21 protein-coding genes are annotated in these 24,799 nt (G+C 60.7%); 14 read left to right on the forward strand and 7 right to left on the reverse strand.

Annotation, left to right across the window (positions count from 1 at the left end; all coding sequences use genetic code 11):
* The first annotated feature begins 1,042 nt into the window (after positions 1-1,042).
* Positions 1,043-2,080, forward strand: a complete 1,038-nt coding sequence (locus ACZ89F_RS18185; RefSeq protein ID WP_476093279.1) for a UDP-glucuronic acid decarboxylase family protein — start codon at positions 1,043-1,045, stop codon at positions 2,078-2,080.
* Positions 2,077-3,156, forward strand: coding sequence for a UDP-glucose 4-epimerase GalE (galE, locus tag ACZ89F_RS18190; RefSeq protein ID WP_476093281.1), 1,080 nt, complete (start codon positions 2,077-2,079; stop codon positions 3,154-3,156). The genes ACZ89F_RS18185 and galE overlap by 4 nt, the downstream gene beginning before the upstream one ends.
* Here the strand turns inward: galE and ACZ89F_RS18195 are convergent.
* Together ACZ89F_RS18195 and ACZ89F_RS18200 are read right to left on the reverse strand one after the other, a co-directional pair.
* Entirely contained in the window at positions 3,110-3,553 is a 444-nt protein-coding gene (locus ACZ89F_RS18195; protein WP_476093282.1) for a hypothetical protein, read from the reverse strand. The two genes, galE and ACZ89F_RS18195, sit on opposite strands and share 47 nt — an antisense overlap.
* Positions 3,554-3,978: 425 nt before the next feature.
* Positions 3,979-4,455 carry a DUF995 domain-containing protein gene (locus ACZ89F_RS18200; protein WP_476093284.1) on the reverse strand — a complete coding sequence of 159 codons (477 nt, stop codon included), beginning with the start codon at positions 4,453-4,455 and terminating at the stop codon, positions 3,979-3,981.
* Positions 4,456-4,816: 361 nt separating this feature from the next.
* Between ACZ89F_RS18200 and ACZ89F_RS18205 the strand changes: the two genes are divergently transcribed.
* From ACZ89F_RS18205 to ACZ89F_RS18215, 3 genes are all read left to right on the forward strand, one after another.
* Positions 4,817-6,445, forward strand: coding sequence for an ArnT family glycosyltransferase (locus tag ACZ89F_RS18205; protein WP_476093286.1), 1,629 nt, complete (start codon positions 4,817-4,819; stop codon positions 6,443-6,445).
* A gap of 180 nt (positions 6,446-6,625) precedes the next feature.
* Positions 6,626-7,552, forward strand: a complete 927-nt coding sequence (locus ACZ89F_RS18210; RefSeq protein ID WP_476093287.1) for a lysylphosphatidylglycerol synthase transmembrane domain-containing protein — start codon at positions 6,626-6,628, stop codon at positions 7,550-7,552.
* 44 nt (positions 7,553-7,596) lie between these two features.
* On the forward strand, positions 7,597-8,598 hold the full coding sequence (locus ACZ89F_RS18215; RefSeq protein ID WP_476097309.1) for a glycosyltransferase family 2 protein: 1,002 nt from the start codon (positions 7,597-7,599) through the stop codon (positions 8,596-8,598).
* A gap of 383 nt (positions 8,599-8,981) precedes the next feature.
* Here ACZ89F_RS18215 and ACZ89F_RS18220 read toward each other — a convergent pair whose 3' ends face one another.
* On the reverse strand, positions 8,982-9,275 hold the full coding sequence (locus tag ACZ89F_RS18220; protein WP_476093289.1) for a hypothetical protein: 294 nt from the start codon (positions 9,273-9,275) through the stop codon (positions 8,982-8,984).
* A 401-nt stretch (positions 9,276-9,676) separates the two neighbouring features.
* The gene (locus tag ACZ89F_RS18225) at positions 9,677-11,551 is read right to left on the reverse strand and encodes a glycosyltransferase family 2 protein (protein WP_476093291.1); all 1,875 of its coding nucleotides are present in this window, start codon (positions 11,549-11,551) and stop codon (positions 9,677-9,679) included.
* 622 nt (positions 11,552-12,173) lie between these two features.
* Between ACZ89F_RS18225 and ACZ89F_RS18230 the strand changes: the two genes are divergently transcribed.
* Positions 12,174-13,097, forward strand: coding sequence for a glycoside hydrolase family 26 protein (locus tag ACZ89F_RS18230; RefSeq protein WP_476093293.1), 924 nt, complete (start codon positions 12,174-12,176; stop codon positions 13,095-13,097).
* 133 nt (positions 13,098-13,230) lie between these two features.
* Positions 13,231-13,716: a DUF995 domain-containing protein gene (locus ACZ89F_RS18235; RefSeq protein ID WP_476093294.1), complete on the forward strand. Its 486-nt coding sequence runs from the start codon at positions 13,231-13,233 to the stop codon at positions 13,714-13,716.
* A gap of 108 nt (positions 13,717-13,824) precedes the next feature.
* Here ACZ89F_RS18235 and ACZ89F_RS18240 read toward each other — a convergent pair whose 3' ends face one another.
* Positions 13,825-14,274, reverse strand: coding sequence for a DNA polymerase III subunit chi (locus ACZ89F_RS18240; RefSeq protein ID WP_476093295.1), 450 nt, complete (start codon positions 14,272-14,274; stop codon positions 13,825-13,827).
* A gap of 28 nt (positions 14,275-14,302) precedes the next feature.
* Positions 14,303-15,814 carry a leucyl aminopeptidase gene (locus ACZ89F_RS18245; RefSeq protein ID WP_476093296.1) on the reverse strand — a complete coding sequence of 504 codons (1,512 nt, stop codon included), beginning with the start codon at positions 15,812-15,814 and terminating at the stop codon, positions 14,303-14,305.
* 352 nt (positions 15,815-16,166) lie between these two features.
* Here ACZ89F_RS18245 and lptF point away from each other — a divergent pair, with 352 nt between their 5' ends.
* From lptF to ACZ89F_RS18280, 7 genes are all read left to right on the forward strand, one after another.
* Entirely contained in the window at positions 16,167-17,369 is a 1,203-nt protein-coding gene (gene lptF, locus ACZ89F_RS18250) for an LPS export ABC transporter permease LptF (protein WP_476093298.1), read from the forward strand.
* Positions 17,366-18,451 (forward strand): LPS export ABC transporter permease LptG, encoded by a 1,086-nt coding sequence (lptG, locus tag ACZ89F_RS18255; RefSeq protein WP_476097310.1) that lies wholly within the window; start codon positions 17,366-17,368, stop codon positions 18,449-18,451. Before lptF ends, lptG begins: the two co-directional genes overlap by 4 nt.
* On the forward strand, positions 18,451-20,871 hold the full coding sequence (locus ACZ89F_RS18260) for an LPS-assembly protein LptD (protein WP_476093300.1): 2,421 nt from the start codon (positions 18,451-18,453) through the stop codon (positions 20,869-20,871). The genes lptG and ACZ89F_RS18260 overlap by 1 nt, the downstream gene beginning before the upstream one ends.
* A 91-nt stretch (positions 20,872-20,962) precedes the next feature.
* On the forward strand, positions 20,963-21,898 hold the full coding sequence (locus ACZ89F_RS18265) for a peptidylprolyl isomerase (RefSeq protein WP_476093301.1): 936 nt from the start codon (positions 20,963-20,965) through the stop codon (positions 21,896-21,898).
* 13 nt (positions 21,899-21,911) lie between these two features.
* The gene (pdxA, locus tag ACZ89F_RS18270) at positions 21,912-22,928 is read left to right on the forward strand and encodes a 4-hydroxythreonine-4-phosphate dehydrogenase PdxA (RefSeq protein ID WP_476093303.1); all 1,017 of its coding nucleotides are present in this window, start codon (positions 21,912-21,914) and stop codon (positions 22,926-22,928) included.
* Between the two features lie 10 nt (positions 22,929-22,938).
* A complete protein-coding gene (rsmA, locus tag ACZ89F_RS18275) occupies positions 22,939-23,778 on the forward strand; it encodes a 16S rRNA (adenine(1518)-N(6)/adenine(1519)-N(6))-dimethyltransferase RsmA (RefSeq protein ID WP_476093304.1) in 840 nt (279 codons plus the stop codon).
* A 26-nt stretch (positions 23,779-23,804) separates the two neighbouring features.
* Positions 23,805-24,137 carry an ASCH domain-containing protein gene (locus ACZ89F_RS18280; RefSeq protein WP_476093306.1) on the forward strand — a complete coding sequence of 111 codons (333 nt, stop codon included), beginning with the start codon at positions 23,805-23,807 and terminating at the stop codon, positions 24,135-24,137.
* Between the two features lie 5 nt (positions 24,138-24,142).
* Here ACZ89F_RS18280 and gmk read toward each other — a convergent pair whose 3' ends face one another.
* Positions 24,143-24,799, reverse strand: a complete 657-nt coding sequence (gmk, locus tag ACZ89F_RS18285; RefSeq protein ID WP_013532512.1) for a guanylate kinase — start codon at positions 24,797-24,799, stop codon at positions 24,143-24,145.

Raw genomic sequence — 24,799 nt, forward strand, 5'->3', positions numbered from 1 at the left:
TGCCAATAGCGCCCCGACGGTCAAAAGGCGATGGCCAGTTGCTGCAGCCATTCAGGAGGTGGATCAGGGGGTACGGGAGCAACTCGGTTGGCGGCGTGGCCGCGCAACGATGCACACAAGGTTCTACCTATGCGCTCAAAAGCCATTGCTAAAATGACCGGCACTCCCCTACGAAATGAACGCGTGCATGCGCTTTCCGACGAAATGGTACCATTGACGCGCGCCTTGCGAATGAGAGGCCTTGATGCGCAAAGCTCATGAACAGCAGCATCAAATAAGATGAAGTTCAAATTCGCCCTTGTGAGCGAGTTTTCTTACAAATCCTTGGCCCTCGGCTTTTCCGCATGATAACCATCCGCGATACGGCCTCTATCGACCAATCCATTTCGGATAAATATTCTCATCTTGACGTTTACATTTGTATCCCCAGCGGTTTTTGGCAACAATCTCACTGTGCTCTGAAAATTTGACCATCACTCAGACCGGAAAATTTCATCTTTCAGCTGAATATTTTCCAGGCCTTACCCTGAATTGCGCCGCGCGGCTCATTCTTGGCGCTCCTTGCTGCCAAGCTTTGGTTCTGCCTTAAAAACAGCTAGACGCGGCCGGCGGTATGTTTCCAGCGGCGGGGCCAATACGCTGATTCACAAAGAGGATCGCCCTTGGACGCCATCATTCAGCCTCGGGGAGCGATGCCGGCCTCATGATTAACCATTCGCAAACGGATATGATTAAGAAATTGCTAATTTAGTTGACTATGATTTTCACAGGTATATTTTCGATGTGTTGGGATGTGCAATTTGGGCGAGCAATCGACGATGATGGCACGAGGCGTGTGATCGCGGTTTCGGGGCGCAGAAAATGCTGAACGGCAACGCTTAAGTCGTGTCGTAGCATCAGCTCCGTGAACCCAAAGAACAATTGACGCACATCAGTGATGGCGATTCCGCGGATGCGGAGGTTTGCCACGTTCTCAAGGACGTGGCCGGGCAATGCTTTGTCCCGGCCCGGCGGTAGCGTGTGTGGTGCGTGCGAGGAAAACATGGGTAAGCTTGTCAAGGTTCTGAAACTGGAATCCGGCAGTCAAAGGGGCGCCAACCAAAACCGAAGCCGCGCCCTGGTCGCCGGAGGTGCGGGATTTTTAGGATCGCATCTGTGCGAGCGCCTTTTGCGGGACGGATACGACGTCGTCGCGCTGGACAATTTCCACACCGGCAAGAGATACAATCTCAATACCCTACTGCGTAATCCGAGATTTACGTGCATCGAGCACGATATCGTCAATGCACTGCCTTCGGGCCTTCAGTGCGATGAGATCTACAATCTCGCCTGCCCAGCCTCTCCGCCGCACTACCAAGCAGACCCGATCCATACCTTCAAGACAAGCGTGCTTGGTTCGCTCAACCTTCTGGAACTCGCGCGACAGAACAAGGCCAAGATATTCCAGGCCTCGACATCCGAAGTCTATGGCGACCCCTTCGTGCACCCGCAGCCCGAGAGCTACTTCGGCAACGTCAATACGCACGGACCGCGGTCCTGCTACGATGAGGGCAAGCGCTCGGCCGAAACCCTATTCTTCGACTATTCGAGAACCTATGGCCTCGATATCCGCGTCGCCCGCATTTTCAACACCTACGGCCGCCGCATGCAGCCTGATGATGGGCGCGTGGTTTCGAACTTCATCGTCCAGGCGTTGCGCGGCAAAGACCTGACCGTCTATGGCCACGGCCTGCAGACGCGTTCCTTCTGCTATGCCGATGACCTGATCGAGGGCTTTGTCCGGCTGATGAATGCGCCGAATGCGCCCGCGCACCCGGTCAATCTCGGCAACCCCGGCGAATTCACCATCATGGAACTGGCGACGCTGGTCATCGATTACACCAACGCCCGATCGAAGATCGTGCATCGGCCGCTGCCGGTCGACGATCCCAGACAGCGCAAGCCGGACATCTCCTTTGCCAGGGCCAATCTCGGCTGGGAGCCGAAAATCAGCTTGAGCCAGGGGCTCGCGCGGACTGTCGAGTATTTTGACACCCTGCTCTACGGAAGTCCCATGGTCAAAGGAGCCGCGGCTTCATGACCCGTGCGGCAATCCTGGTGACGGGTGGGGCCGGCTTCATCGGCAGCCACACCTGCAAGCTGCTGGCCGCGGCCGGTTATATGCCGGTGGTTTTCGACAATCTGAGCCGCGGCAACGCGAAGTCCGTTGCCTGGGGTCCGCTTGTCATCGGCGATATCCGGGATCGGGATGCACTGCGGGGGGCGATGGAAAAATACCGGCCGACAGCAGTGATCCACTTTGCGGCGCTGGCCTATGTCGGCGAGTCCGTTCGCGAGCCGGCCGAATACTATTCGACCAATGTAACTGGCACCGTCGCGGTGCTCGATGCGGCGCGCGCTTGCTCCATCGAGAACATCATCTTCTCCAGCAGCTGCGCAACCTACGGCGTGCCGGAAGCGTTGCCGGTGCGCGAGACATCCTCGCAGAATCCGATCAGCCCTTACGGGCGCACCAAGCTGATGGGCGAACAGATCATCAGCGACTATGCGTCCGCATACGGAATGAAATTCGCGATCCTGCGCTATTTCAACGCTTGTGGCGCCGATCCCGACGGCGAGCTCGGTGAGTGGCATTCGCCGGAAACGCATCTGGTCCCCAGGGTGCTCATGGCCGCATCAGGCATTATCGACGAGATTGAGGTTTTCGGCACGGACTACAACACGTCGGACGGCACCTGTGTACGCGACTATATCCATGTCAGCGATCTGGCCCGCGCCCATCTGAAAGCCCTCATGCATCTCGAGCGCGGCGGACAAAGTCTGGCGGTCAACCTCGGCACCGGGCGGGGGGTGTCCATCAAGGAGATTGTCCAGGCGGTCAGCCGAATGACGTCAAGATCGGTTCCGGCCGTCTTCAGGAGCCGGCGCCCAGGAGATCCAGCAGAGCTATACGCCGATCCCGGAAGCGCACGCGAACAGCTTGGCTTCGTGCCGGAGCTTTCCGACATCGACACGATCGTCAGGACGGCTGCCCCGTTTTTTGGGCTGAAGACGAAACCAATGAAACTGCCGCCAACCGAGGCGGCAGCATCCATCGCCGCTCGACAGATCAGAGATAACGGGGCCGGCAGCTCGCGCGCTGGCCAAACCCGCTAGGGCTGCAGATAAAGGGCGAACCGCCCAGGAACGTGCCGCCATCCCCCGGATTGAAAGAGACTTTCACCGGCGCCGGCGTGCGGACGTTGATCCGCTGCGGCGGTGCAAAGGCGTAATCTCTTTCGGTCGTGCGCACTGTGCTGGTCATCTGGATCGTCGGCTCGGCTCTGAGCGAACGCACGAAGTATCCGGCTTGGACCGGCTGGGCCGCGGGCTGGCTGCGGACCGCGTGGACCACAGGCTTGATGAGGACCGAATTGGTTTCGGTCGAATCCATACCCTGACAACCTGCAACCGCAGAGGCCATCGCTGCAGCCGCAACAATAGATACGATATTTTTAATGGATACGATATTTTTGCTTGGGCAAAATGCACCCATCCCAGAATTGTTCATCATGTGTCCCTTGCTATCAAGTATAAGCCAGGGCGGGTCGCGACATACTATACCCTCGCCGCTTTCACGCCGCATGAGTGACCACTCGCACATCACACGAGAATATTAGACATCACTAATTATTAAATTTCATCAAAACCGTATGGTAGGCCCATCGTCTCGTCGTTCTGTCAGATAAAATTGAATGCGATCAATCGGCGATCGGCGCGCCGATCGCTCCAGCCGAACCGCTTGATGTCTCATCATAAGCGATTCGCCAGTTCCTTGACAGGCGCCCGGCAAAGCAGCCTGCTCTCAGAACAGGAACGGATTTGGGTGGTTTGTTCAACCCGTCAGGCTCATGCGACCATGCTGACCGGTACCATCAGAAACGAAGACGGGGGGCCACAAGGCTAGTCAGGCGCGTGCCAGCGCGGCTGAAATACGGCCTAATTCTTCGAATCGACCAGCTTGCGGGTCTCTTCGAACTGCGCGCCCTTTGTGTTGCCCACTTCGAATTTCCGGTATTCGTCGGAAAGATCCTCGGAAGATCGCTTGAAACCGTACCATTCCCCATCCGGATCCTTGCGTTGCTCGATGTTCCCGCCCTGGATGCGATGACTGTAGCAGGTGCGATGCTGCTCGCCGGTGTAGCTCTTGGACCGCCAGGCGAGCTCCATGCACATCTTGCCGTCCTTGGTCACCAGCCATCTGCCCTCCGCGACGGATGCCGTGTCCTGCCCAGACGTCCAGGCCTCGAGGCGTCGATTGTCCCGCGCGAAATAGGCCGCTCCGTTTTTCCATACCCATGTGTGGTCGGCATAAAGAAGCTGCAGTTCGTAGGCAGTTGGAGCAGGTGCGGTATCCGTTTCCGCGGGTCCGCTGTCTTTGGCGGCAGCCGCGTGCGCCGTTCCCGAAAGGGTCATCTGGCCACAGAGAGCCAAGAGAAGCATAAGTTGCGTGCAACTTGCGTACCGACGACACTCCTTGCGTTGCCGACGGTCGACATCGAACGGAGGCAATCTGGTCAGAGCTGTCGGCACAATTGGCGTTCGCATGTCTGTTTGGCCCAAGGCAGCGCTATCAGCGCTTTGACAGCTATGCGAACCACTTAACAGTCGCGAGAACGGTGATGTCAACCTTTGCGAAGCGGATGGACGACAACTATTCGAGACGCTCGCGCGGCCTGCAGTCGTCAAAATTAAGGATTGCGTCGTATATTCCTCCAACTCTGACAATCGCGCGCAAAAGCAGCATGCGCAGACATCAGGGGGGACGCGGTTTCAAATGACGGACGACCCGGAATTGGATCAGGCCGAAGGTCAGCAATACCTGCAGCAGTCGACCGACCGGGACACGGCTGCGCGCAACTACCTGAACCCCAACACGGCGATCTTGCTGGGGATCCTGTTCATTGCAGGCATGTTCCGGTTCCACGACATCACCTTGCCGCTGGTCGATGCATTCAGCTGGCGCGAGACAAGCACGGCAATGATGGCCGACAATTTCCAGCAGCGCAGCTGGAACATCTTCTTTCCGGAGGTCAGCTGGACCGGGCCCGGGCCAAGCTACCAGGGCCGCGAGTTCCAGATCGTCAGCTATTTGACCGCCCTGCTCTACCAACTCTTCGGCTGGCACGACTGGTTCGGCCGCATGATTGCGGCCCTCTTCGGCCTGGTGACGGTGTTTTCGCTGCACAGGCTGACGGCGCTATGCTGGGGCGAGACGCACGCCCACGCCGCGGCACTTGCCTATGCGCTGATGCCGGCGGCGATCATGATCGACAGCTCGTTTCTTCCTGATCCCTCGATGCTGGCCCTGGTGACCTTGGGCGTCTGGCTTTTCACGAAATACTGGACGGGAGGCAGTGAATGGCTGCTCCCTCTCGCCACAGCCAGCTTTTCCCTTGGCGTGCTTGCAAAACCACCGGGTTTGGCTGCCGGAGGCGTCATATTCTATCTGATGGTTTGCTGGCTTCTACAAAATCGGCGAAAGCATGCGGCGAGAGTATTCATAAGCGGACTTGTCAGCCTGGCCCTCATCGCTGCTTACTACAGCTGGGCCATTTATCTCGGGCGGACCTATCCGCCGTTTCATGTCGCGGGCAGCGGATACATCTGGGATTCCGGATTCTGGGCGTTTTTCAAGAACGATTTCTATTTCCAATCTGTTTGGAATACGTCGGTCTGGTGGTTTTACGGCTATCCGTTCATGGTGTTGATGGCGGTCGGATTCTGGATGCCACCCCAACCCATCGCGGAATCGAAAGAACGCGCACTTTCAGCCATACCTTTCGTATGGCTTGCAGCGGCCTCTGTCGTCTATCTCGCAGCGGCACGTGAGATCACGACCAATCCGTGGAACTACCATATATTCCATGTGCCATTTGCGATGTTTTGCGGCCGTGGCGCGCTCGTCCTGGCGACGCTTGGAGCCAAAACCGTTCTGTCTCCCGGGGTAATTCTGCGGTCAATTTGCATCGCGGCCGCTACGCTTGTCTGGTCGACCTTTCCCCTCGTCAGGACGATGAAGGCGCCCTTCGCCATGAATGGAAAGTTACTCGGCGACGAGCTGGCGCGCAGGGCCCGGCCTGGCGATCTGGTCGTGGCCATCGCTCCGGAGGTGGGAGATCCTGTCGCAGTCTACTACAGCAGGGCGCGCGGGTGGGTATTTCCGCCTGGTGGCGGTGATGTCGAGTGGTCCAAATTCGTCGAGGACGATGCCATCGCGATAGCACAGCTCGAGGAACTTCGCGCGCAAGGCGCGGATTGGTTTGGTGTGGCAAAGGATGCCGAAGACAGCCAAAAACGGCCGTTCATCGAGCATCATGATGGGGTGATCGACTATCTCAACAAGATCGGGACCAAGCAGGTGGATTCGGACAACCTCCTGATTTATGAAATCAGCCGGCCTTGATCTGGTCGGGCCGTTGGGCCTATGGGCTGGGGATCGGCGACGGTCAGTGACCTTGCGAGCTCCCTCGCCTGCCCGGCGCAGCCAGCAAGCGAGACAAGCCGGTCCGCAAGATCGCCGGTCCGCAAGATCAAAGATCTCTACGCGGCTGGCGGAATTCGACGGTTGCGACCGGAGGAATTGTTGAAACGAGCGATTTCGATCATTGTGACACTGGCTTTACTGGCCTGGCTCGCCAGCGACTCGCGCTGGCGGATGGTCGGCGATGCCTTTGACCGCATCACGCCCGGCACGTTCGCGGTGGCGACCATCGCGTTTTTCGTCACCTATGTCTTGCGTGCGCTGCGCGTCTGCGACGAGTTCCGCGACGAGGTGCATGGCCGTTTCGGCGCCTGCCTGCGCGTCATTCTGATCCATAATGCAATGATCAACGTCGTACCCTTCCGCGGCGGCGAGACGGCCTTTCCCCTGCTCCTGCGCCAGGTCTTCGGCGTACCGATCATGCGCGCCAGCGCCTCGCTGCTGTGGTTCAGGCTGCAGGACGCCTTCGTCGTCGGCGTGCTGGCCTTGGCGGTGTGGCCCGGGCTGCATCCGGCGATAAGGGTCGCTGGCGTTGCCGCCTTGATCGCCGCCGCCTGGTACCTGCCGCGCTGGGCGCGGGCGCCGCATGACTGGGCCGGGCGCAGCAGGATCGTCGCGAAGCTCGGCAAGCTGCGCGATGTGTTCACCGAAGCGACCGGGCGCTCGCGCTATGGCTGGTGGTGGACGATCGCCAACTGGTCGCTAAAGCTCGCCGTACAAGGATGGTTGTTGGCAATGCTGCTGGGAACATCCTTTTCGACCGCCTTTCCCGGCGTCGTCGGGGCCGAAGGCGCCGCCATACTGCCGGTGCAAGGCGTCGCTGGCTTCGGCACCTATGAAGCAGGAGCGGCGGCGGCGCTGCTCACCTCCGGAATCGCAATGAAGAGTGGCCTGCAGGCGGCGCTGGCGCTGCACCTGTTCATCTTCTGCTCGGCTATCGCCACGGGCGCGATCGCCTGGTTGTTTCCCTCGAAATCGACGCTGCCGGGGAACCCGGCTGTCGGACCAGCAAGGAAGCCATCCCAATGAACGTATTGCCCATCCCTGCTTCGGGACTGCCTGACGGCGCGGTGATGCCGAACCATACGCTGTCCATCGTCGTACCCATGTACAACGAGGCCGAAAACGTCGAGCCGCTGCTGGCACGGATCCACCAGGCGATGGAGCGCTATGACCAGACGTGGGAGGTCGTGCTGGTCGATGACGGCAGCACCGACGCGACGGTGAGCGAGATCAGGCGCCTGGCGGCGCATTACGGCCCCCATGTGCATGCGGTCGAGTTGGTGCGTAACTACAAGCAGACCGCCGCGATGCAGGCCGGCATCGACGCGGCGCGCGGCGACGTCATCGCCACGATCGACGGCGACCTGCAAAACGATCCCTACGACATCCCCCGCATGGTCTACCGCCTGCTGAGTGAGGATATCGACCTGGTGGTCGGCTGGCGCAAGGACCGCCAGGAAGGTTTTTTCATGCGCAGGCTGCCCTCGCGCATCGCCAACGCGCTGATCGCGCGCGTCACCGGTGTGCGCCTCAAGGACTATGGCTGCAGCCTCAAGGTCTATCGCGGCAACGTCATCCGCAGCGTCAAGCTCTATGGCGAGATGCACCGCTTCATCCCGGCATGGCTGGCCACGGTGACGACCCCGAGACGCATCGCGCAGGAGGTGGTGACGCACCATGCCCGCATCCACGGCCAGTCCAAATACGGCATTTCGCGTACCTTCAGGGTCGTGCTCGATCTGGTGTTCATGTATTTCTTCATGCGCTATCGCACACGCCCCGGACATTTCTTCGGCGGCATCGGCATCGTGCTTGGCGCGCTGGGTTCGCTGATCCTTGCCTATCTGCTTTGCCTGAAGCTGTTTTTCGCTGAAGACATCGGAACACGCCCGATGCTGTTCACCGGCTTCTTCCTGCTCATCGCCGGGGTGCAGATGGTAACGTCGGGCGTGCTGGCGGAAATGCTGGCACGCGTCTATCACGAGGCGAACGGAGCATCGGCCTATGTCGCGCGGCCACGCCCGGCGCCCGGCGCCGATGACGGCTGGCTCCGCTCCAGCCCGCCATCCTGACCTGATCGGAACGCCATGGAGGTTCTGAGCCCATAGCGTCAACCGGAGCAGTGGGCTTCATGACTAGCGCGCTAGAGAGGGATTTCGGTTTCAGGTCGACGGTGCCTACCGAGGAAGGACTGGCAGGGTTCGTCGACTGATATCACCAGGAATGGCGGTCTGAGGGCAAGAGGTAAGGCGCAACCTCTGCGCAAACCTCTCGCCCTCGACTCGCGCCCCCCGGCGAAGACCAGAGCGGCGGGCTCTTCAGTCAAATCGCGCCGCCACTTCTGGGCCTGGTGTTCTAGGCAGTTCACCGTCTCACGGAAACGGTGAACTGCTCTAACTCTTTGTTTTGACGCAATTCCGGACGGAAAACCGTTTCACACTTTCCTGGAATTGCTCTAGTAACGCGAACGGCAGCTGGCGCGTTGGCCGAAGCCGCTCGGGCCACAAATCCAGGGCGAATGACCCAGGAACGGGCCGCCATTGCCCAGGCGGTAGGAAACTTTCACCGGCGCCGACCTGCCGACACGCTGCGGTCGCACGAAGGCTGCATAGGCCTCCTCCCTCGTGCGCGTCACGCTGGTCATCTGTGTGAGCGAGCGATTGATCAGATGCAGCCGCTTCTTCTTGACGTAGTGCACCTTCTTGCCGAGCGTATGAACCGCGGACTTTGCGCCGATCGAACTGGTCATGGTCGCGTCCATGCTCTGGCAACCGGACATTATCGAGATCAATGCAACGGCGGCAAATGCACAGGCATATTTCGTGCCCATCCTTGCCCCTCTTTCCATAAATTTGTTCATCGCCATCCCCTGCCACGAATATAAGTCGCTGGAGCGCGGAGATCTATTTGCTCTTGTTGGCTTTCCGCGCCACGCGAGTGGCCTATTGCCACTCACATCATGGATTGTATATTAGGGTAGACTTATTAAAGATCATGCAAACGACATGATGAGCGCGATCTTTCGACGCCCGATCGGATATTATTAAAATTTGAACTTTTGACTCGTGTCGGCGCTGCCACAGGTTGCCGACCGGCTATCAAGGCAAATGCGGTTCAGGGGAGTTGTTTGCGCACGGACGCCTCTCGGCTTCAGCGTGGATTCCAGCCGGGGTCAAAATGGAATGTGCGGGTTCCGCTCCCACCACGGCCGGCTCCAGAAACCGGATAGGCCACGCTGACGATGCGCACACTGCCCGCACCCTGCTGGAGCCCGTATATGCCTTCCAGGCCGCGGTCATAGAACGCAGCGCCCGGGACGGAGAGTGCGAGACCGGCGAGCGAGGCCTGCAAGGCGAGTTTCGCGACATTGCGCCGCAACGAAATTCTGTTCTCCACGAGGTGCCTAGTGATAATCACGACCACCAGCAACCCGTAGACGAACGCATTGAAGGCAGCGAACCAGTAGAAGCCGGTGGCGTCCGAGGCGCGGTCTACAAGAAGGACCGGCAGCGAAGCTCCGATTGCGAGCGCCACATAGGGAATGATGACGCGGGCGGGCAGCAGGTTTTTCGGGCCACTGCCCTTGGGGGTAACGCGAAAATCGACGAACGACTTGGTCAGATAATCCCGGATCGACGACAACGTGCCCGCCAGCACCCACGGCCAACGCGCGAAGAATGAGAACAGCATTCCTTCCCAACTGATCGTCTTGGCGGTGAGCGGGCGCGACAGGCTGAAGGACTTCAACAAAATCACCAGCACAATCAGCGAAATCGAGTTCGGCGCATAGTATAGAAGGAAGTCAACATACGTCACATTGGCGAAGTTTTCTCCCATGAGAAGCGCGTATATCGGCATGACGTACATGAGAAGTGAAAATACGGCGAAAAGCGGATACCAGAGCTGGCGAAAAAGGAACTGGAATCTCAGCCGTGGCGATACCTTGGAAAGGTATATGGGCGAGTATTCGAGCATGATCGTCATCAGGCTCCGCGACCACTGGAATTCCTGCGTGACAAGATCGGCAAAGGTCTGCGGGCCGTCGCCATGGGCAATGGCGTCTATCGCATGCACGCCGCGCCACCCAGCCGCAATGAACAGCATGGACGTCGAGTGGTCTTCGGCCAGTTCCGGGCCAAGACCACCGACCTGTTTGAGCGCGGCGGTTCGCACAGCATAATGCGAGCCTATGCAGAGCGGCGTTCCGTCGCCCGTGTGGCCGGACTGTAAGGGTCCGTGGAACATCCCTTCCGGAAACAGCCGGCCGCGCGCCGACCAGCTTTCAGCAGCATTGTTGTCGCAAATGCTTGGCGCCGAAACATAGCCAACCGCTGGGTCGGCAAAGGCTGCCAGGATTTCGCTGAGATAGGTTGGCGTCGGGACGTGGTCCGCATCCATCTGAGCGACGAAGTGGTAGCGTTCATAACCATAATGGTCGTAGAAGAACGCCAGGTTCCCCTCCTTGCAGCGCGTCCGGCGCGGCCAAACCTTGCGGTGATAATCTTCCCTTCCGCGCCGCGTCGAAATCATGACGTTTCGCGCATCGCACCAGGCAACCGTTTCCTCGGAGGGATCCTCGTCGGCCAGCCAGGTATCATGCGGATAGTCCTGCGCCAGCATTGCTTCGATTGTCCGCGCAACCACGGAAAATGGCTCGGACGGGGCCTTGGTCACCACCATCGCGACCCGCGAATTCTTCGGGATCGTGTGAAGCCTGGACGGCTTTTTCATCGCATGCACGTTCAAGAGGAAATACATCGGCATGAAGGTCAGCCATACGAGCGTGAGTGTTGCCAACATGTATGGAAAGACGTGCTCGACGTGCTCGGGCTGCAGCCACCAGAACCAGAAAAATCCGAAGGTGACTGACCAGCAAGCAAGTCCCAGCCTCCAGATCCGCTGCTGGGTGGCCGACAGGACGGGTACCAGAAAAGGAGCCTTCTCCGCCCCCTTACTGCCCAGAGCCGCTCCATGCCGCCGTGTCGGCCTGGTCTTGATAATCCTTACGTCTGCGGAAACACTCATACACGTACCGCCGCTACCCCAAGCATCAGCCGAACGACGGCTGACAAGCCTAACCCGGCCGTAGAATCCGCTCACGCCTTCTTAGAGTCAACTAAATTAGGCATTCATTAACTACGCTTCTTGAGAACTGGTTAACCTAACGTCCTGAATCGAGCGGACATTTCCGTGGATCGGTCTCCACCGACCAGCACGGGAATGACGGGCCATCGATTTTCAGCGTTGGAGAATTTCGTCGATGGGCCAAAGGCGGTCCGACAAGGACCGGCTCGACAGCAGCGTTAACCATGTTGCGAGCGACAAGGTTAAGCAACCGTTAATTGCACTTGACTCTTGGCCGCGACCGGCTCTTAATTTAGCTAGGGATAATGTATCGGGATGTTGACGCGAATTTGTGAGTATCGCGGCGAACTTCTCTCTGTAGCTCCTCGGTGTTGGTGCCTTGAGAGATATTTTTGGGTGGGCTCTGTGCGAAGGCTCGCACACCCGCCAATGGTCGCTCCGAAATCCCGCAGATTCCGCCAATAGGGCCGATTGGTTTTGGACAGTCGTGTCGATCGAACATCGATGCGCACGGGCGAAGCCTGAAACTTCCGCAGGAAGTTGGGGCCATGGGAGGTCAAACATGAAACACTCCACAGCAAATGCGCTTGCAATCGCGCTGGTATTGGGCGGAAGCGCCGTGTTCCCCACTGCGGGAGGCGCTGGCTCCGTAGCCGCGACGGATCCCGTTCAGACGAGCAGCGCCGCCTCGGCGTTCGGATCCTATGATCCCTACGGGGACTTCAGCGCCGACAAGAGCGCCAGCATCGAAGAGCTGTTCCTGCCATGGGAAGACGTCGATCTGGCGACGCTGCCACTTGCCGACGCCTATGCGCTGCAACGCGGCCGTTCGCTGCTGATCACGGTTGAGCCGTGGACCTGGTCGAAGGACTGGCGCATCACCCCGCCCGAATTGCGCGACGGCATATTGAGCGGCAAATATGACGCCAACATGCAGGCAATCTGCGGCCTGGTGGGACAGATGAAGAGCCCGGTGACCATTCGCTGGGCGCAGGAAATGGAGGACAAGAACGGCCGCTTCACCTGGGCCAACTGGGCTCCCAAGGACTGGATCTCCGCTTACAAGCGCGAAGTCGATATCTGCCGCAAGGCTGCCCCCGCCGCCAAGTACATGTGGTCACCCAAAGGCGAAGAGGGTTTGGAAAAATACTACCCGGGTGACGACTACGTCGATGTCATCGGCCTGTCTGTATTCGGTCTGCAGAAAAAGGATAATGACGAAGCCGGTCATGACCGTACGTTCGCTGAGATACTGAAGCCCGGCTATGACCGCGTCGCGGGTTTCAACAAGCCGATCGTGGTGGCGGAGCTCGGCTATGTCGGAAAGCAGGACTATGTGTCGAAGTGGCAGGACGACAGCCGCAAGTCCTATGCGGAGTTCCCGGCGCTGACTTCGGTTGTCTACTTCAACCAGAAGGAAGTGTGGCCGTGGCTGGGGGGCTATGGTTTGCCCGACTGGAGGGTGACCCAGCACGTCCTGCCGTAGACGCATCGTGCCGATCCATCCCGACGCGATCGGGATCGATCTCCAATCTCCTTGTTTGATCGTGATCCATCCCGAACCACTGGTTCGGGATGATGGTTGAGGCGTGGCGTAAATCAGTCTGTGGAGGAGTTTCGTGAAACGAGTGGTGGGAAACTGTCTTGGAGCGGCATTCGCCTGCTTCGTTCTTGCTCTTGCCTTCCAGGTCCCTGCGACAGCCAAGACGGCGGCGAAAATCGCCGATCAGGCGCAAGAGGCCACAGTGATTCCTGACGAAGGCGTCTACCAGATCTATCAAAACCATTCCTGGCTTTGGGGCAAGAAGGGCGCCGGGTTCTTTGCCGTCAAGCAGCGGCAGTTCGACGCCTGGACCCACGACAAAGGCAAGCCGGGCTATGGCGACGGCATGTGGTTCATCCCCGGCGGCGGCAAGTTGTGCTGGCGCGCGCAATGGCACGGCTCCTGGGGCGTGAAGGGCTCGATGACCTGCTTCGAGCATCGCCAGGCTGGCAAGGTGATCTACCAGCGCAAGGCTCCGGATGGCGAATGGTACGTTTTCAAGAGATTGAAATCCGGCGACTACGTCACCCGGAAACAGAACCGGATCAAGGCAAAGCTGTAGGCTGTGTCTGCGACAGGCGGCTGGCCTAAAGCGTGTCGCGTCTGAGCGGTTTCAGGCGACAGCTTGTCCCGTTCTCCCAAAACCGAGGTCACTTTTGGGCGACATCCACTAGGCCTTGCGCTCCCAGCGGCGGTCTGGCGTCTGCTGCCAGTAGGTGACGGCATGGCCGGCATCCTTCATTACCTTCCAGTGCCCCCGCGCCGCCTCGACCTGAGCGGCATCGTGGCCGTCAAACAGGAACACGGCACGCTCGTAGCCGCCAAGGTCGGACGGCACAGCGCCGTCAACGAGGAACCTTATCTTCGCCTGGTTGGGATTGCCGTCACCGGTGGTCAACAGGATCGGCTGTTCCCCGGGATAAGCCTCACGATCGGTTGCGTGCGCGAGGAACGAATCGTCGCGGAAGGTCCAAAGATGCTGGTCGAGCGCATCGCGGCGTTCCTCGGTGCCGGTCTGCACCACGGCGCGCCAGCCACGGTCGACGCTGCGCTCCAGGAGGCCTGGCAGCGCATCCTCCAGCGTCGATTCGGTCAGGTGGTAGAACAGGACGTCGGCCATAGCTTCAGTCTATAGTCGTTGAATTCGCTCACTGCTCATAATTGTCGCGCACCAGCCGGTCGAGCAGCCTGACGCCGAAACCCGAACCCCAGGACTGGTTGATCTCGTTCGAAGGCGCGCCCATCGCGGTGCCGGCAATGTCGAGATGCGCCCAAGGCGTGTCCTTGACGAAGCGCTGCAGGAATTGCGCGGCGATAATGGCGCCGCCATAGCGGCCGCCGATGTTCTTCATGTCGGCGTTCTTGGAATCGATCAGCTTGTCGTATTCGGCCCCGAGCGGCATGCGCCACAGCCGCTCCTGCGTTGCCTGCCCCGCCGCCGTCAGCCGTTCGGACAGTTCGTCATTGTTGGAAAACAGCCCGGCGTAGTGCTGGCCGAGCGCGACCATGACGGCGCCGGTCAGCGTCGCCAGATTGACCATGAATTTCGGCTGGAAGCGGTCGTTGCAGTACCATAGCGCATCAGCCAGCACGAGGCGACCCTCGGCGTCGGTGTTGAGCACCTCGATGGTCTGGCCCGACATCGAGGTGACGATGTCGCCAGGACGCTGGGCGTGGCCGTCGACGGCGTTTTCGACAAGGCCGATGACGCCGACGACATTGGCCTTCGCCTTGCGCGCGGCCAGCGCGTGCATCAGGCCGGTGACCGCGGCGGCACCACCCATGTCGCCCTTCATGTCCTCCATGCCGGACGCCGGCTTTATCGAATTGCCGCCGGTGTCGAAGGTGACGCCCTTGCCGACGAAGGCAACCGGGCTGTCTTTTGGCTTGCCGCCGTTCCACTGCATGATCGCCATGCGGGCGCCGCGCGGCGAGCCTTGCGCGACACCGAGCAGCGAGCCCATGCCGAGCTTCTTCATCTCCTTCTCGGCCAGTATCTCGACCTTGACGCCAAGCGCCTCGAGTTCCTTGGCGCGGGCAGCGAACTCGACCGGCCCGAGCACGTTTGCCGGTTCGTTGACGAGGTCGCGCGCCAGAAGGACGCCGTCGATCACCGCCTCGGCGTCGGTGAAGGCTTTTTTCGCCGCGGCCGGATCTGCCGTGTGGATGGTCACCTTGACCGGTTTTTTCGGCTCTGCCTTGCCGTCGTCCTTGTCCTTCCTGGTCTTGTACTTGTCGAAGGAATAGCTGCGCAGAAGGATCCCCGCTGCAAGGCTCGCCGCATCCTTGCCACTTGGCGACGCGCCGGCGAGATCGAGCACCACCGCTACATCAGTCGCCTTGCGCAGTGACGCGGCAATGGTGCCGCCTAGCTTCAGCCACGCATAGTCGTCGAGCCCCGACACCTTGCCGGCGCCTATCGCCACCAGCCTGTCGAGCGACGCTTCCTGCGGCGCCAGAACCTCCACCACGCTGGCGAACTTGCCCGTGAACTCGGCCACCGGAAAGGCCCGCTCCAGTGTCTTGCCGGGATCGCAAGCCTTGGCGGCGTCGCTCAGGCCGCCCTCATCCGCCAACAGCACGAAGGCTGTGCCCTTCTTGTTCGCCGCGGTCTGGGGTGCGGAAAATTTAGCGAATGCGATCGACGGTCTTTGGCTCATCATGTCCTGCTTTCGGGAATGCGCGGATTTTGGGGAAGCGGTTCGAAACGATGCGCGACATTTGGTCGTTTTCCTCCATTTGGCAAGACTTTGCCAAATTCGCACCCCATATCACCGATGGAATCGATGGTGATTCTTCGCGGCACGGCCCCGCTTTTTGCCGCAACCTGTTGTTAACCATCGATGTTCTCCCTTTCTTATCCATTCCCGCCGACACTCCGGCCCGCCGGGGCGGGTGACTTGGAACGGGAACCGGATCGACCATCTGTTGGAGCCAGTTGTGCAGGCGCTGCCGGACAGCTACCCTTGTGCAGTGGCATGATGCCGTTCGAGAAAATCGAGAAAAGCCTTCATGAAGGTCGTTGAACGCTACATCATGCGCCGCGCTTTCGTGGTCTTCCTGGCCGCGCTTGTCTGGACGCTGGCCATCGTGTGGACGACGCAAGTGCTGGCAAAGATCGACCTGGTCACCGACAGCGGCCAGTCGGCGCTGACCTTCTTCGAGGTCGCTGCCCTCATTCTTCCGTCCATCATTCCGATCGTGGTGCCTTTCGCGCTGGTGGTGGCGGTCGCGCAGACGCTCAGTGCCATGAATTCGGATTCGGAACTCGCCGTCGTCAACGCCGCGGGCGCCTCGCGCTGGACCATCGTGCGGCCGATCATGCTTTTGGCGCTGGCGGCCGCCGTCTTTTCCTTTGCCGTCGACAACGGCATCGACCCCTATGCCCGGCAGAAGAACCGGGCCCTGGTGGCGTCGTCACGCGCGGATCTGTTGTCGCTGATTATCCAGGAAGGCACCTTCCGCAAGATCGAGGACGGGCTGTTCCTGCAGATCGGCGAGCGGCTTCCCGACAATCGGCTGGGCGGCATCTTCGTCGCCGATTCGCGCGAAGAAGGCGTCAACCTCGTCTATTACGCCAAGACCGGCAGCATCGTCGAACGCGGCGGCGAAAAGGTGCTGATGATGAATGACGGCGTCATCCATCGCAAAACGCTGACCGGCGATCTCTCGGTCATCCGGTTCACCTCCTACGCCTTCGACATGTCAGCCTTCATGGCGGCGGCTTCAGCGGTGACGCTCCTGCCGAAGGACCAGACGACCCAGTACCTGCTCAACCCGAGCGCTAACGACAAGTATTATCAACAGAGCCCCTACGAATATCGGGCCGAGGTCAACCAGCGGTTTTCGGAATGGACGTATTCCATGGTCTTCGCGCTCATTGCGCTGGCGGTCGCCGGAGACGCGCGCTCGCACCGCGAGGCGCGCGTCAATCCGCTGATCACGGCCATCGCGATATCGCTGTTCGTGCGTTGGCTGGGCTTTTTTGCCGCCAGCAAGGCCGATGAGATCCCGCAATATACCTATATGGTCTATGGCGTGCCGATCGTGGCTTCCGCGGTGGCGATCTGGTTCATCGTCTCCAACCGGACCATGGAACTGCCGGTAGCCTGGGCCGACTGGATGACAAATTTCGCCACGCGCATCGGTGACAGCTGGAACGCTCTCAAACTGCGTTTGTCCAGACGCGGCACTTCAGGGCAAGGGGTCAGCTGATGGGCTGGACGCTGGGCCGCTATTTCTTCTTCCGCTATGTGACGATCACCATCTGGTTCTTCATCGGCCTCCTGGCGCTGGTGTTCCTGATCGATTTCACCGAACTCTCCGGCCGCACCACCGGCCTGCCCGGCTTCACCTACGGAACGGCAGTGGCCATTTCGGGGCTCCGAATGCCGATGATCATGCTGCAGACGGTGCCGTTTGTCGGTCTGTTCTCGGCAATGGCGACGCTGGTGTCGCTCAATCGGCGCTACGAACTGGTCATCGCGCGTTCCGCCGGCGTTTCCGCCTGGCAGTTCCTGTTGCCATGCTGCATCGGAGCCTTGCTGTTCGGCGTCTTGTCGGTCGGCGTCATCAATCCGCTCGCCGCGCACGCATTCTCCTGGTCCGAGCAGATCGAAACCCAGCTGCGTTCCGGAAAATCAAACACGGTTTCGGCCGATGCCGCGCCCTGGATTCGGCAGAAAACCGCCTCGGGGGACACCATCATCGGTGCGCGGGCCATCCTGAACCAGGGCCTGGAGATGGCCGATGTCGTGTTTTTCATTCTCGACCCGCAAGGCAACATCGTCGAGCGCAAGGACGCGGCGCGCGCCTTCCTGCGCGACGGCTATTGGGAATTGCAGGACGTCAAGACGTTCCGGAACGGCACGATCCAGGCATCGACAACCGATCGCGTGCCGACCAATCTGAAGCCTGAATTCGTGCAAGAGCGGCTGGCGCGCCCCGAAACCATCCCTTTCTATGACCTGCCGGGAAAGATCGAGGTTGCCCGCTCCTTCGGCCTCAAGGCAAATGCCTTTGCCATGCAGTTTGATTCGCTGGTGGCGTTGCCGTTCCTTCTCGTCGCCATGACACTGATTGCGGCAACGGTTTCAATGCGATTTGCTAGGATGGGGCAGTCGGCAACGATGATTCTGGGTGGCATCATCGCCGGCTTTCTGCTTTATGTCGTTTCGGTGCTGGTGAAGGCATTCGGCGTGGCGGGATTCGTGCCGACTGTCGTAGCCGCATGGGTGCCGGTCGTAGTGGCTATGTTCTTCGGGGTGACTTTCCTGCTATACAAGGAAGACGGCTAGTGAGGGAGGCGTTTTTGCCCAGCAACAGGCAGGCCCGTTTGGCGCGCCTCTATGCGGCGACCGCCTTGGCGTGCCTGCTTGCCTGCGCCGTCCCGATGCCGGCGTTCGCGCAGGATGTCGGCGACATGGCGACATCGGTTCCGTCCGGCTCGCAGATGCTGCTGGCCGCCGATACGCTGGTCTACAACAACGACAACCAGACGGTGACCGCCGTCGGCGGCGTGCAGATCGACTATGGTGGCAATCGCCTTGTCGCCCAGAGAGTCGAATACAACCGCAACACCAAACGGATGGTCGCGAGCGGCAACGTCGAAGTCATCAACAGCGACGGCACCAAGATCAATTCGGAACATATCGACATCACCGATGATTTCGCCGACGGCTTCGTCAACGCGTTGCGTGTCGAAACCATCGACAAGGCCTATTTTGCCGCCGAAAGCGCCGAGCGGATGGGCGGCGTCCTGACCACGTTCCACAATGGTGTCTACACCGCCTGCGAACCGTGCGAGGACAAGCCCGACAAAGCACCGACCTGGCGCGTCAAGGCCAAGAAGATCATCTGGAACGGCGAGAAGAAGACGGTTCGCTTCGAGAATGCGAATTTCGAGTTCTTCGGTTTCCCGCTCGCCTATCTGCCTGCATTCGAAATTGCCGACCCGACGGTGAAGCGCAAGAGCGGCTTCCTGATTCCTGGCGTCGTCTACAACGACGATCTCGGCGTCGGCGTGAAAATTCCCTATTATTTCGCCTTGTCACCGACCTATGACCTGACCGTCACCGGCACCGGCTACACCAAGCAAGGCTTCCTCGGTGAGGCCGAGTGGCGCCAGCGCTTCAACAACGGCCAGTACAGTTTGAAGATCGCCGGAATCCATCAGCAGGATCCCGATGCCTTCCTCGACACGACTGCTTTCCCCAGCACCGCTGGCCACAATGTCAACTCGGGCGCGGCGGGCGATCCCAACAAATTCCGCGGCATGATGGGAACCCAAGGCCAGTTCGCCATCAATTCACGCTGGAATTTCGGCTGGGATGTGCTGCTGCAGACCGACAAGAATTTCTCGAACACCTACAACATCGACAAGTACAATGGCAGCGTCCACCAGTCGTCGGTCTACCTGACGGGTCTCAACGGCCGGAACTATTTCGACCTGCGTGCCATGCACTTCGAAGTGCAGGAAGATACACCCAACGACAACATCTCCGCGCGAAGCGGACAACAGCCATGGGTGCTGCCGTCGCTCGACTACGCCTATATCCCCGACGTATCGGTGGCCGGCGGCCAGCTGTCGCTCAATGTCAACGCGCGGGTCATCAGCCGCGACGATCTCGATAAGACTTACTTCGTCCCCACGCAGCGTGTCCCTGGCATCGAAGGCGAATCGGGCCGCCTCACCGCCGAGGCCGAGTGGAAGCGGAGCTTCGTCACCGATGGCGGGCTGGTGCTGACGCCATTGCTCGCGCTGCAGGGCGACGTGGATTATCTCAAAGCTTCGTCGGCTTCGCTCGCCGCCGTCAACCAGATGGCAACGAATTTGGGCGAGCAGGACGATATGCGCTCGTCATTTGCCCGTTACATGGCAACCGCTGGGCTTGAGATGCGTTGGCCGGTGCTGTTTTCCATGGCAGGCGGGTCCAGCCACGTTATCGAGCCAATGGCGCAGGTCTTCATGCGCCCGAACGAGCAGTATGTCGGCGGCCTGGCCGTCCCCAACGAAGACGCGCAAAGCATGGTCTTCGACGCGACCACCTTGTTCGAGCGCGACAAATTCTCCGGCTACGACCGCGTCGAAGGCGGTTCGCGCGCCAATGTCGGCTTCCGCTATTCCGGCTCGTACAACAATGGCTGGGGCACCAATGCCATTTTCGGCCAATCCTATCAGATCGGCGGCGAGAACTCCTTCGCCGCGCCGGATCTGGTCAATGTCGGCGCCTATTCGGGTCTCGACACGACTAAGTCCGACTATGTCGGCCTGTTTGGCATCAACAGCCCCAACGGCTTCGCGGCTTCGGTCAGCGGCCGTTTCGACGAACAGAGCTTTGAGATCCGCCGCGCCGAGGTGAAGGCGGCCTATTCCGGCCTGCCGGTGTCGCTGAGCGCCAAATACGCCTTCATCCAGGCCCAGCCACTGTACGGTTTCACGACCGACCGCCACGAGGTCACGCTTGGTGCATCGACGCATCTTGCCGAGAACTGGCGCGTCTTCGGCACCGGGACCTACGACCTCGAGGAAAGCGTGCTGGTCAAGGACGGCGTGGGCTTCGCCTACAACGATTCCTGCTTCACCTATTTGATGACCTACTCGCAGTCGCGCGACATAAATACCAAGGAAGTGTCGCAGACCATCGGCTTCAATCTGTCGTTCCGCACCCTCGGCGATTTCGGCTCATCGACCAGTGGCGTCGACACGATCCAGTAACAATCGGCGACATCGTTTCGCCGCATAGGGCTGGCACGGATTTCGCGCACCTGAAAAGATAAAAATTGGGCGGAGTCGGGATAGAATTGGGATGCCAACGATGAGGAAATACCTCTTTTCAGCAGGTTTCGCGTTGCTTGTGGCGGCGACGTCCGTGTCGATCACCGTGATGACGCCGCCGGCTTTCGCCAGCGAGATCAAATACGTCGTCAACGACATTCCGGTCACCACCGGCGACATCGCCCATCGCGCCGCCTTTCTGAAGCTGCAGCGCAAGAAGGGTGATGCCGGTCAGGAAATGATCGACCAGACGCTGCGCATGGCCGAGGCCAAGCGGCTTGGCATCCGCATCAGCGACGCGCAGGTCGAGGCGGCGTATCAGCGCTTTGCGTCAAGCAACAAGATGCAACTCAGCCAACTCGACGGCGTCATGGAGAAGTCGGGCGTTACCAAGAGCCACTTCAAGGAATTCATCCGCGCCCAGATGGCCTGGAACCAGGCGTTGAGCGCGCGCTACCGTTCCGGCGACGGCACCGGTGCCGTCAGCGAACAGGATCTTGTCAGGAAGATGCTCGAAAAAGGCGGATCCAAGCCGAGCGCCACCGAGTACATGCTGCAGCAGGTCATCTTCGTGGTGCCGGCGGCCGAACGCAGCGCGACGCTGGGCAAGCGCAAGCGCGAGGCCGATGCCATGCGCGCCCGCTTCAACGGCTGCACCACGACGCGCGAATTCGCCAAGGGCCTGATCGACGTCACGGTTCGCGATCTGGGCCGGGTGCTGGCGCCGCAACTGCCGCCGGACTGGGCCGAGCAGATCAAGGCTACCAAGGTCGGCGGCGCCACCGTCACGCGCGAAACCGAACGCGGCGTCGAATTCATCGGCATCTGCTCGTCGCGCGAAGTGTCCGACGACAAGGTCGCGCAGATGGTGTTCCAGGGCGAAAGCTCCGGTGACAAGAACGCCGACGAGCTCAGCAAGAAATATGTCGACGAGCTGAAGGCGAAAGCCCGCATCGTCAAGCGCTGACGTGGCCAGCACCGTGGCTGCGCTCGCGTTGAGCGCCGGCGATCCGTCCGGCATCGGGCCGGAGATCGCCATCGCCGCCTTCGTGGCGCGCGAGGCTGCCGCTCTGCCCCCCTTCTACCTGCTCGCCGATCCGGCGCTGGTCGCCTCCCGGGCGCACCTCCTCGGCATTTCGCTGCCGATCATCGAAACGACAGCGGCGCAAGCGGCGCAAGTGTTTGCCCGCGCCCTGCCGATCGTCCCGCTGGCCGCCCGCTGCATCGACAGCCCCGGCCGGCCGGACCCGACCAATGCGGCCGCCACCATCGAGGCCATCGACCGCGCCGTCGCCGACTGCCTTGCAGGCGAAGCCTCGGCCGTCGTCACCTGCCCCATCGCCAAGAAGCCACTCTACGATGCCGGCTTCCGCTTTCCCGGGCACACCGAATATCTGGCACATCTGGCGGCCCGGCACAGCGGCGTCGAAGCGATGCCGGTGATGATGCTGGCAGGCCCCGACCTGCGCACCGTTCCCGTCACCATCCACATCGCGCTGGCCGAGGTGCCGAAGGCACTGACCACCGAACTGATCGTCGCCACTGCGCGCATCACCGCCGCCGACCTCACCGGCCGCTTCGGCATCGCCCGGCCACGGCTCGCCATTGCAGGGCTCAATCCGCATGCGGGCGAAGGCGGCGCCATGGGCCTCGAGGACGAGCGGATCGTGCGCCCGGCGGTCGACATCCTGCGTGCCGAAGGTATCGACGCTTTCGGCCCGCTGCCGGCCGACACGTTGTTCCACGCCCGGGCACGGGCCGGCTACGACGTAGCCCTTTGCATGTATCACGACCAGGCGCTGATCCCGGCCAAGGCGCTGGCCTTCGACGAGGCGGTCAATGTCACGCTCGGCCTGCCCTTCATCCGCACCTCACCCGACCACGGTACGGCCTTCGACATCGCCGGCAAGGGCGTGGCGCGGCCCGACAGCCTGATGGCGGCGCTGAAGCTTGCCCGGCGGCTGGCCGACACAAACACGAAGGCAGTTGCCGCATGAGACCGCAGGCATGAGCATCGACGGGCTGCCGCCGCTGCGCGAGGTGATCGAGCGCCATGGCCTGCAGGCAAAGAAGGCGCTCGGCCAGAATTTTCTGCTCGACCTCAACCTCACCGGCAAGATCGCCCGCACCGCCGGCAATTTGTCCGATGCAACCGTGATCGAGGTCGGTCCCGGTCCCGGCGGGCTGACCCGCGCCTTGCTTTCCAACGGGGCGCGTCACGTCATTGCCATCGAGCGTGACGAACGCTGCCTGGCTGCCCTTGCCGAAGTGTCCGATCATTATCCCGGCCGGCTGGAGGTTGTTTCCGGCGATGCGCTGAAGACGGATTTCGCGGCACTTGCCAGTCGAGCGCCCGGGGACGGCGGCCCGGTAAAGATCGTGGCCAACCTACCCTACAACATCGGCACGGAGTTGCTGGTGCGCTGGCTGACGGTCGGCGATTGGCCGCCCTTCTACACCTCGATGACTTTGATGTTCCAGCGCGAGGTGGCCGAGCGCATCGTCGCGCCCGCCGGCAGCGACAGCTATGGGCGGCTGGGGGTCCTTGCCGGCTGGCGGACGGAGGCGAGGATCGCCTTCGACGTACCGCCACAGGCATTCACGCCGCCGCCAAAGGTCACCTCCTCGGTGGTGCATCTGGTGCCGCGCCAGGCCCCTCTGCCCGCCGAGGTGAAAAAACTCGGCCGCGTCACCGAAGCCGCCTTCGGCCAACGTCGCAAGATGCTGCGGCAAAGCGTGAAGAGCCTTGGCGGCGAGGCACTGCTCGAACGCGCCGGCATCGATCCGACACGCCGCGCCGAGACGCTCAGCGTCGAGGAATTCGTGCGGCTGACCAACGCGGTATGAGGGCTGAGATGCAGGAACTTGGGGTGGTGCCTCGACTTTTCCCGCTTGTTGTGGCGGGGCAAAAGACGTCCACCATACGCTGGCGCGAAACGCCGATCGTGCCGGGTTACATGCGCTATGTCTGCGATGGCGACGCCACGTCGACAGTCATCGTGTGGGTTACGCGCTGTACGGAAATGCCGTTGTCGGAAGCTGCCGCCTTTGTCGGGCGGGAAAGCGAGTGGCCAAGGGATGTCATGCTGTCTGGAATGCGAGAGCACTATCCTGAGATCGAATGGACCGACATCGTGCAGATCGTCGAACATCTGACGCTGGCCGATAGCATGCGTCTATCCAACTACCCGGCTGCCACACTGTAGCCGGTTCAGCCCGTCTTCTCGTCCAACAGTCCCGAGACGAAATCGAACAGGCCGGGCCGGCGGTCGCGTCTTAGCCGCTCGGCGACGACGATGCCGCGCACTTCGGCGAAGGCGCGGTCGAGGTCGTCATTGACGATGACGAAATCATATTCCTTCCAGTGCTCGATCTCATTGCGGGCGTTTTTCAGCCGCGTTTCGATCACCGCTTCCTGGTCTTCGGCGCGGCGCTTTAGCCGCGCCTTCAATTCCTTCATCGACGGCGGCAGGATGAAGATCGACACAATGTCGGCGCGCATCTTCTCCTTGAGCTGCTGGGCACCTTGCCAGTCGATGTCGAACAGCATGTCGCGCCCTTCAGACAATGCCAGTTCGGCCGGTTCGCGCGGGGTCGCATAGCAATTGCCGTGCACCTCGGCCCATTCCAGCAGCGCGTCGGAATCGCGCAGCCGCTCGAACTCGCGCATCGTCCTAAAATGGTAGTGAACGCCTTCGATCTCGCTGCCGCGGCGCGGTCTGGTGGTGACCGAGACCGACAGTTCGAGACTGGAATCGCTTTCCAGAAGATTGCGCGCGATCGTCGACTTGCCGGCGCCGGATGGCGACGACAGGACGAGCATCAGGCCCCGGCGGCGAATGCGGGACCCCAAATCCTTGGCAACCAT

The organism is Mesorhizobium sp. USDA 3734 (genome assembly GCF_056279665.1).

Excerpts from the sequence above, each read along its gene's own strand:
- ACZ89F_RS18265 (WP_476093301.1), top strand. The coding sequence starts at position 20,963 with ATGCCAACGATGAGGAAATACCTCTTTTCAGCAGGTTTCGCGTTGCTT.
- lptF (WP_476093298.1), top strand. The coding sequence starts at position 16,167 with ATGAAGGTCGTTGAACGCTACATCATGCGCCGCGCTTTCGTGGTCTTC.
- ACZ89F_RS18215 (WP_476097309.1), top strand. The coding sequence starts at position 7,597 with ATGCCGAACCATACGCTGTCCATCGTCGTACCCATGTACAACGAGGCC.
- ACZ89F_RS18185 (WP_476093279.1), top strand. The coding sequence starts at position 1,043 with ATGGGTAAGCTTGTCAAGGTTCTGAAACTGGAATCCGGCAGTCAAAGG.
- gmk (WP_013532512.1), bottom strand. The coding sequence starts at position 24,799 with ATGGTTGCCAAGGATTTGGGGTCCCGCATTCGCCGCCGGGGCCTGATG.
- ACZ89F_RS18195 (WP_476093282.1), bottom strand. The coding sequence starts at position 3,553 with ATGATGAACAATTCTGGGATGGGTGCATTTTGCCCAAGCAAAAATATC.
- ACZ89F_RS18220 (WP_476093289.1), bottom strand. The coding sequence starts at position 9,275 with ATGACCAGTTCGATCGGCGCAAAGTCCGCGGTTCATACGCTCGGCAAG.
- ACZ89F_RS18200 (WP_476093284.1), bottom strand. The coding sequence starts at position 4,455 with ATGACCCTTTCGGGAACGGCGCACGCGGCTGCCGCCAAAGACAGCGGA.
- galE (WP_476093281.1), top strand. The coding sequence starts at position 2,077 with ATGACCCGTGCGGCAATCCTGGTGACGGGTGGGGCCGGCTTCATCGGC.
- ACZ89F_RS18230 (WP_476093293.1), top strand. The coding sequence starts at position 12,174 with ATGAAACACTCCACAGCAAATGCGCTTGCAATCGCGCTGGTATTGGGC.
- ACZ89F_RS18205 (WP_476093286.1), top strand. The coding sequence starts at position 4,817 with ATGACGGACGACCCGGAATTGGATCAGGCCGAAGGTCAGCAATACCTG.
- ACZ89F_RS18225 (WP_476093291.1), bottom strand. The coding sequence starts at position 11,551 with ATGAGTGTTTCCGCAGACGTAAGGATTATCAAGACCAGGCCGACACGG.
- ACZ89F_RS18240 (WP_476093295.1), bottom strand. The coding sequence starts at position 14,274 with ATGGCCGACGTCCTGTTCTACCACCTGACCGAATCGACGCTGGAGGAT.
- rsmA (WP_476093304.1), top strand. The coding sequence starts at position 22,939 with ATGAGCATCGACGGGCTGCCGCCGCTGCGCGAGGTGATCGAGCGCCAT.
- ACZ89F_RS18245 (WP_476093296.1), bottom strand. The coding sequence starts at position 15,814 with ATGAGCCAAAGACCGTCGATCGCATTCGCTAAATTTTCCGCACCCCAG.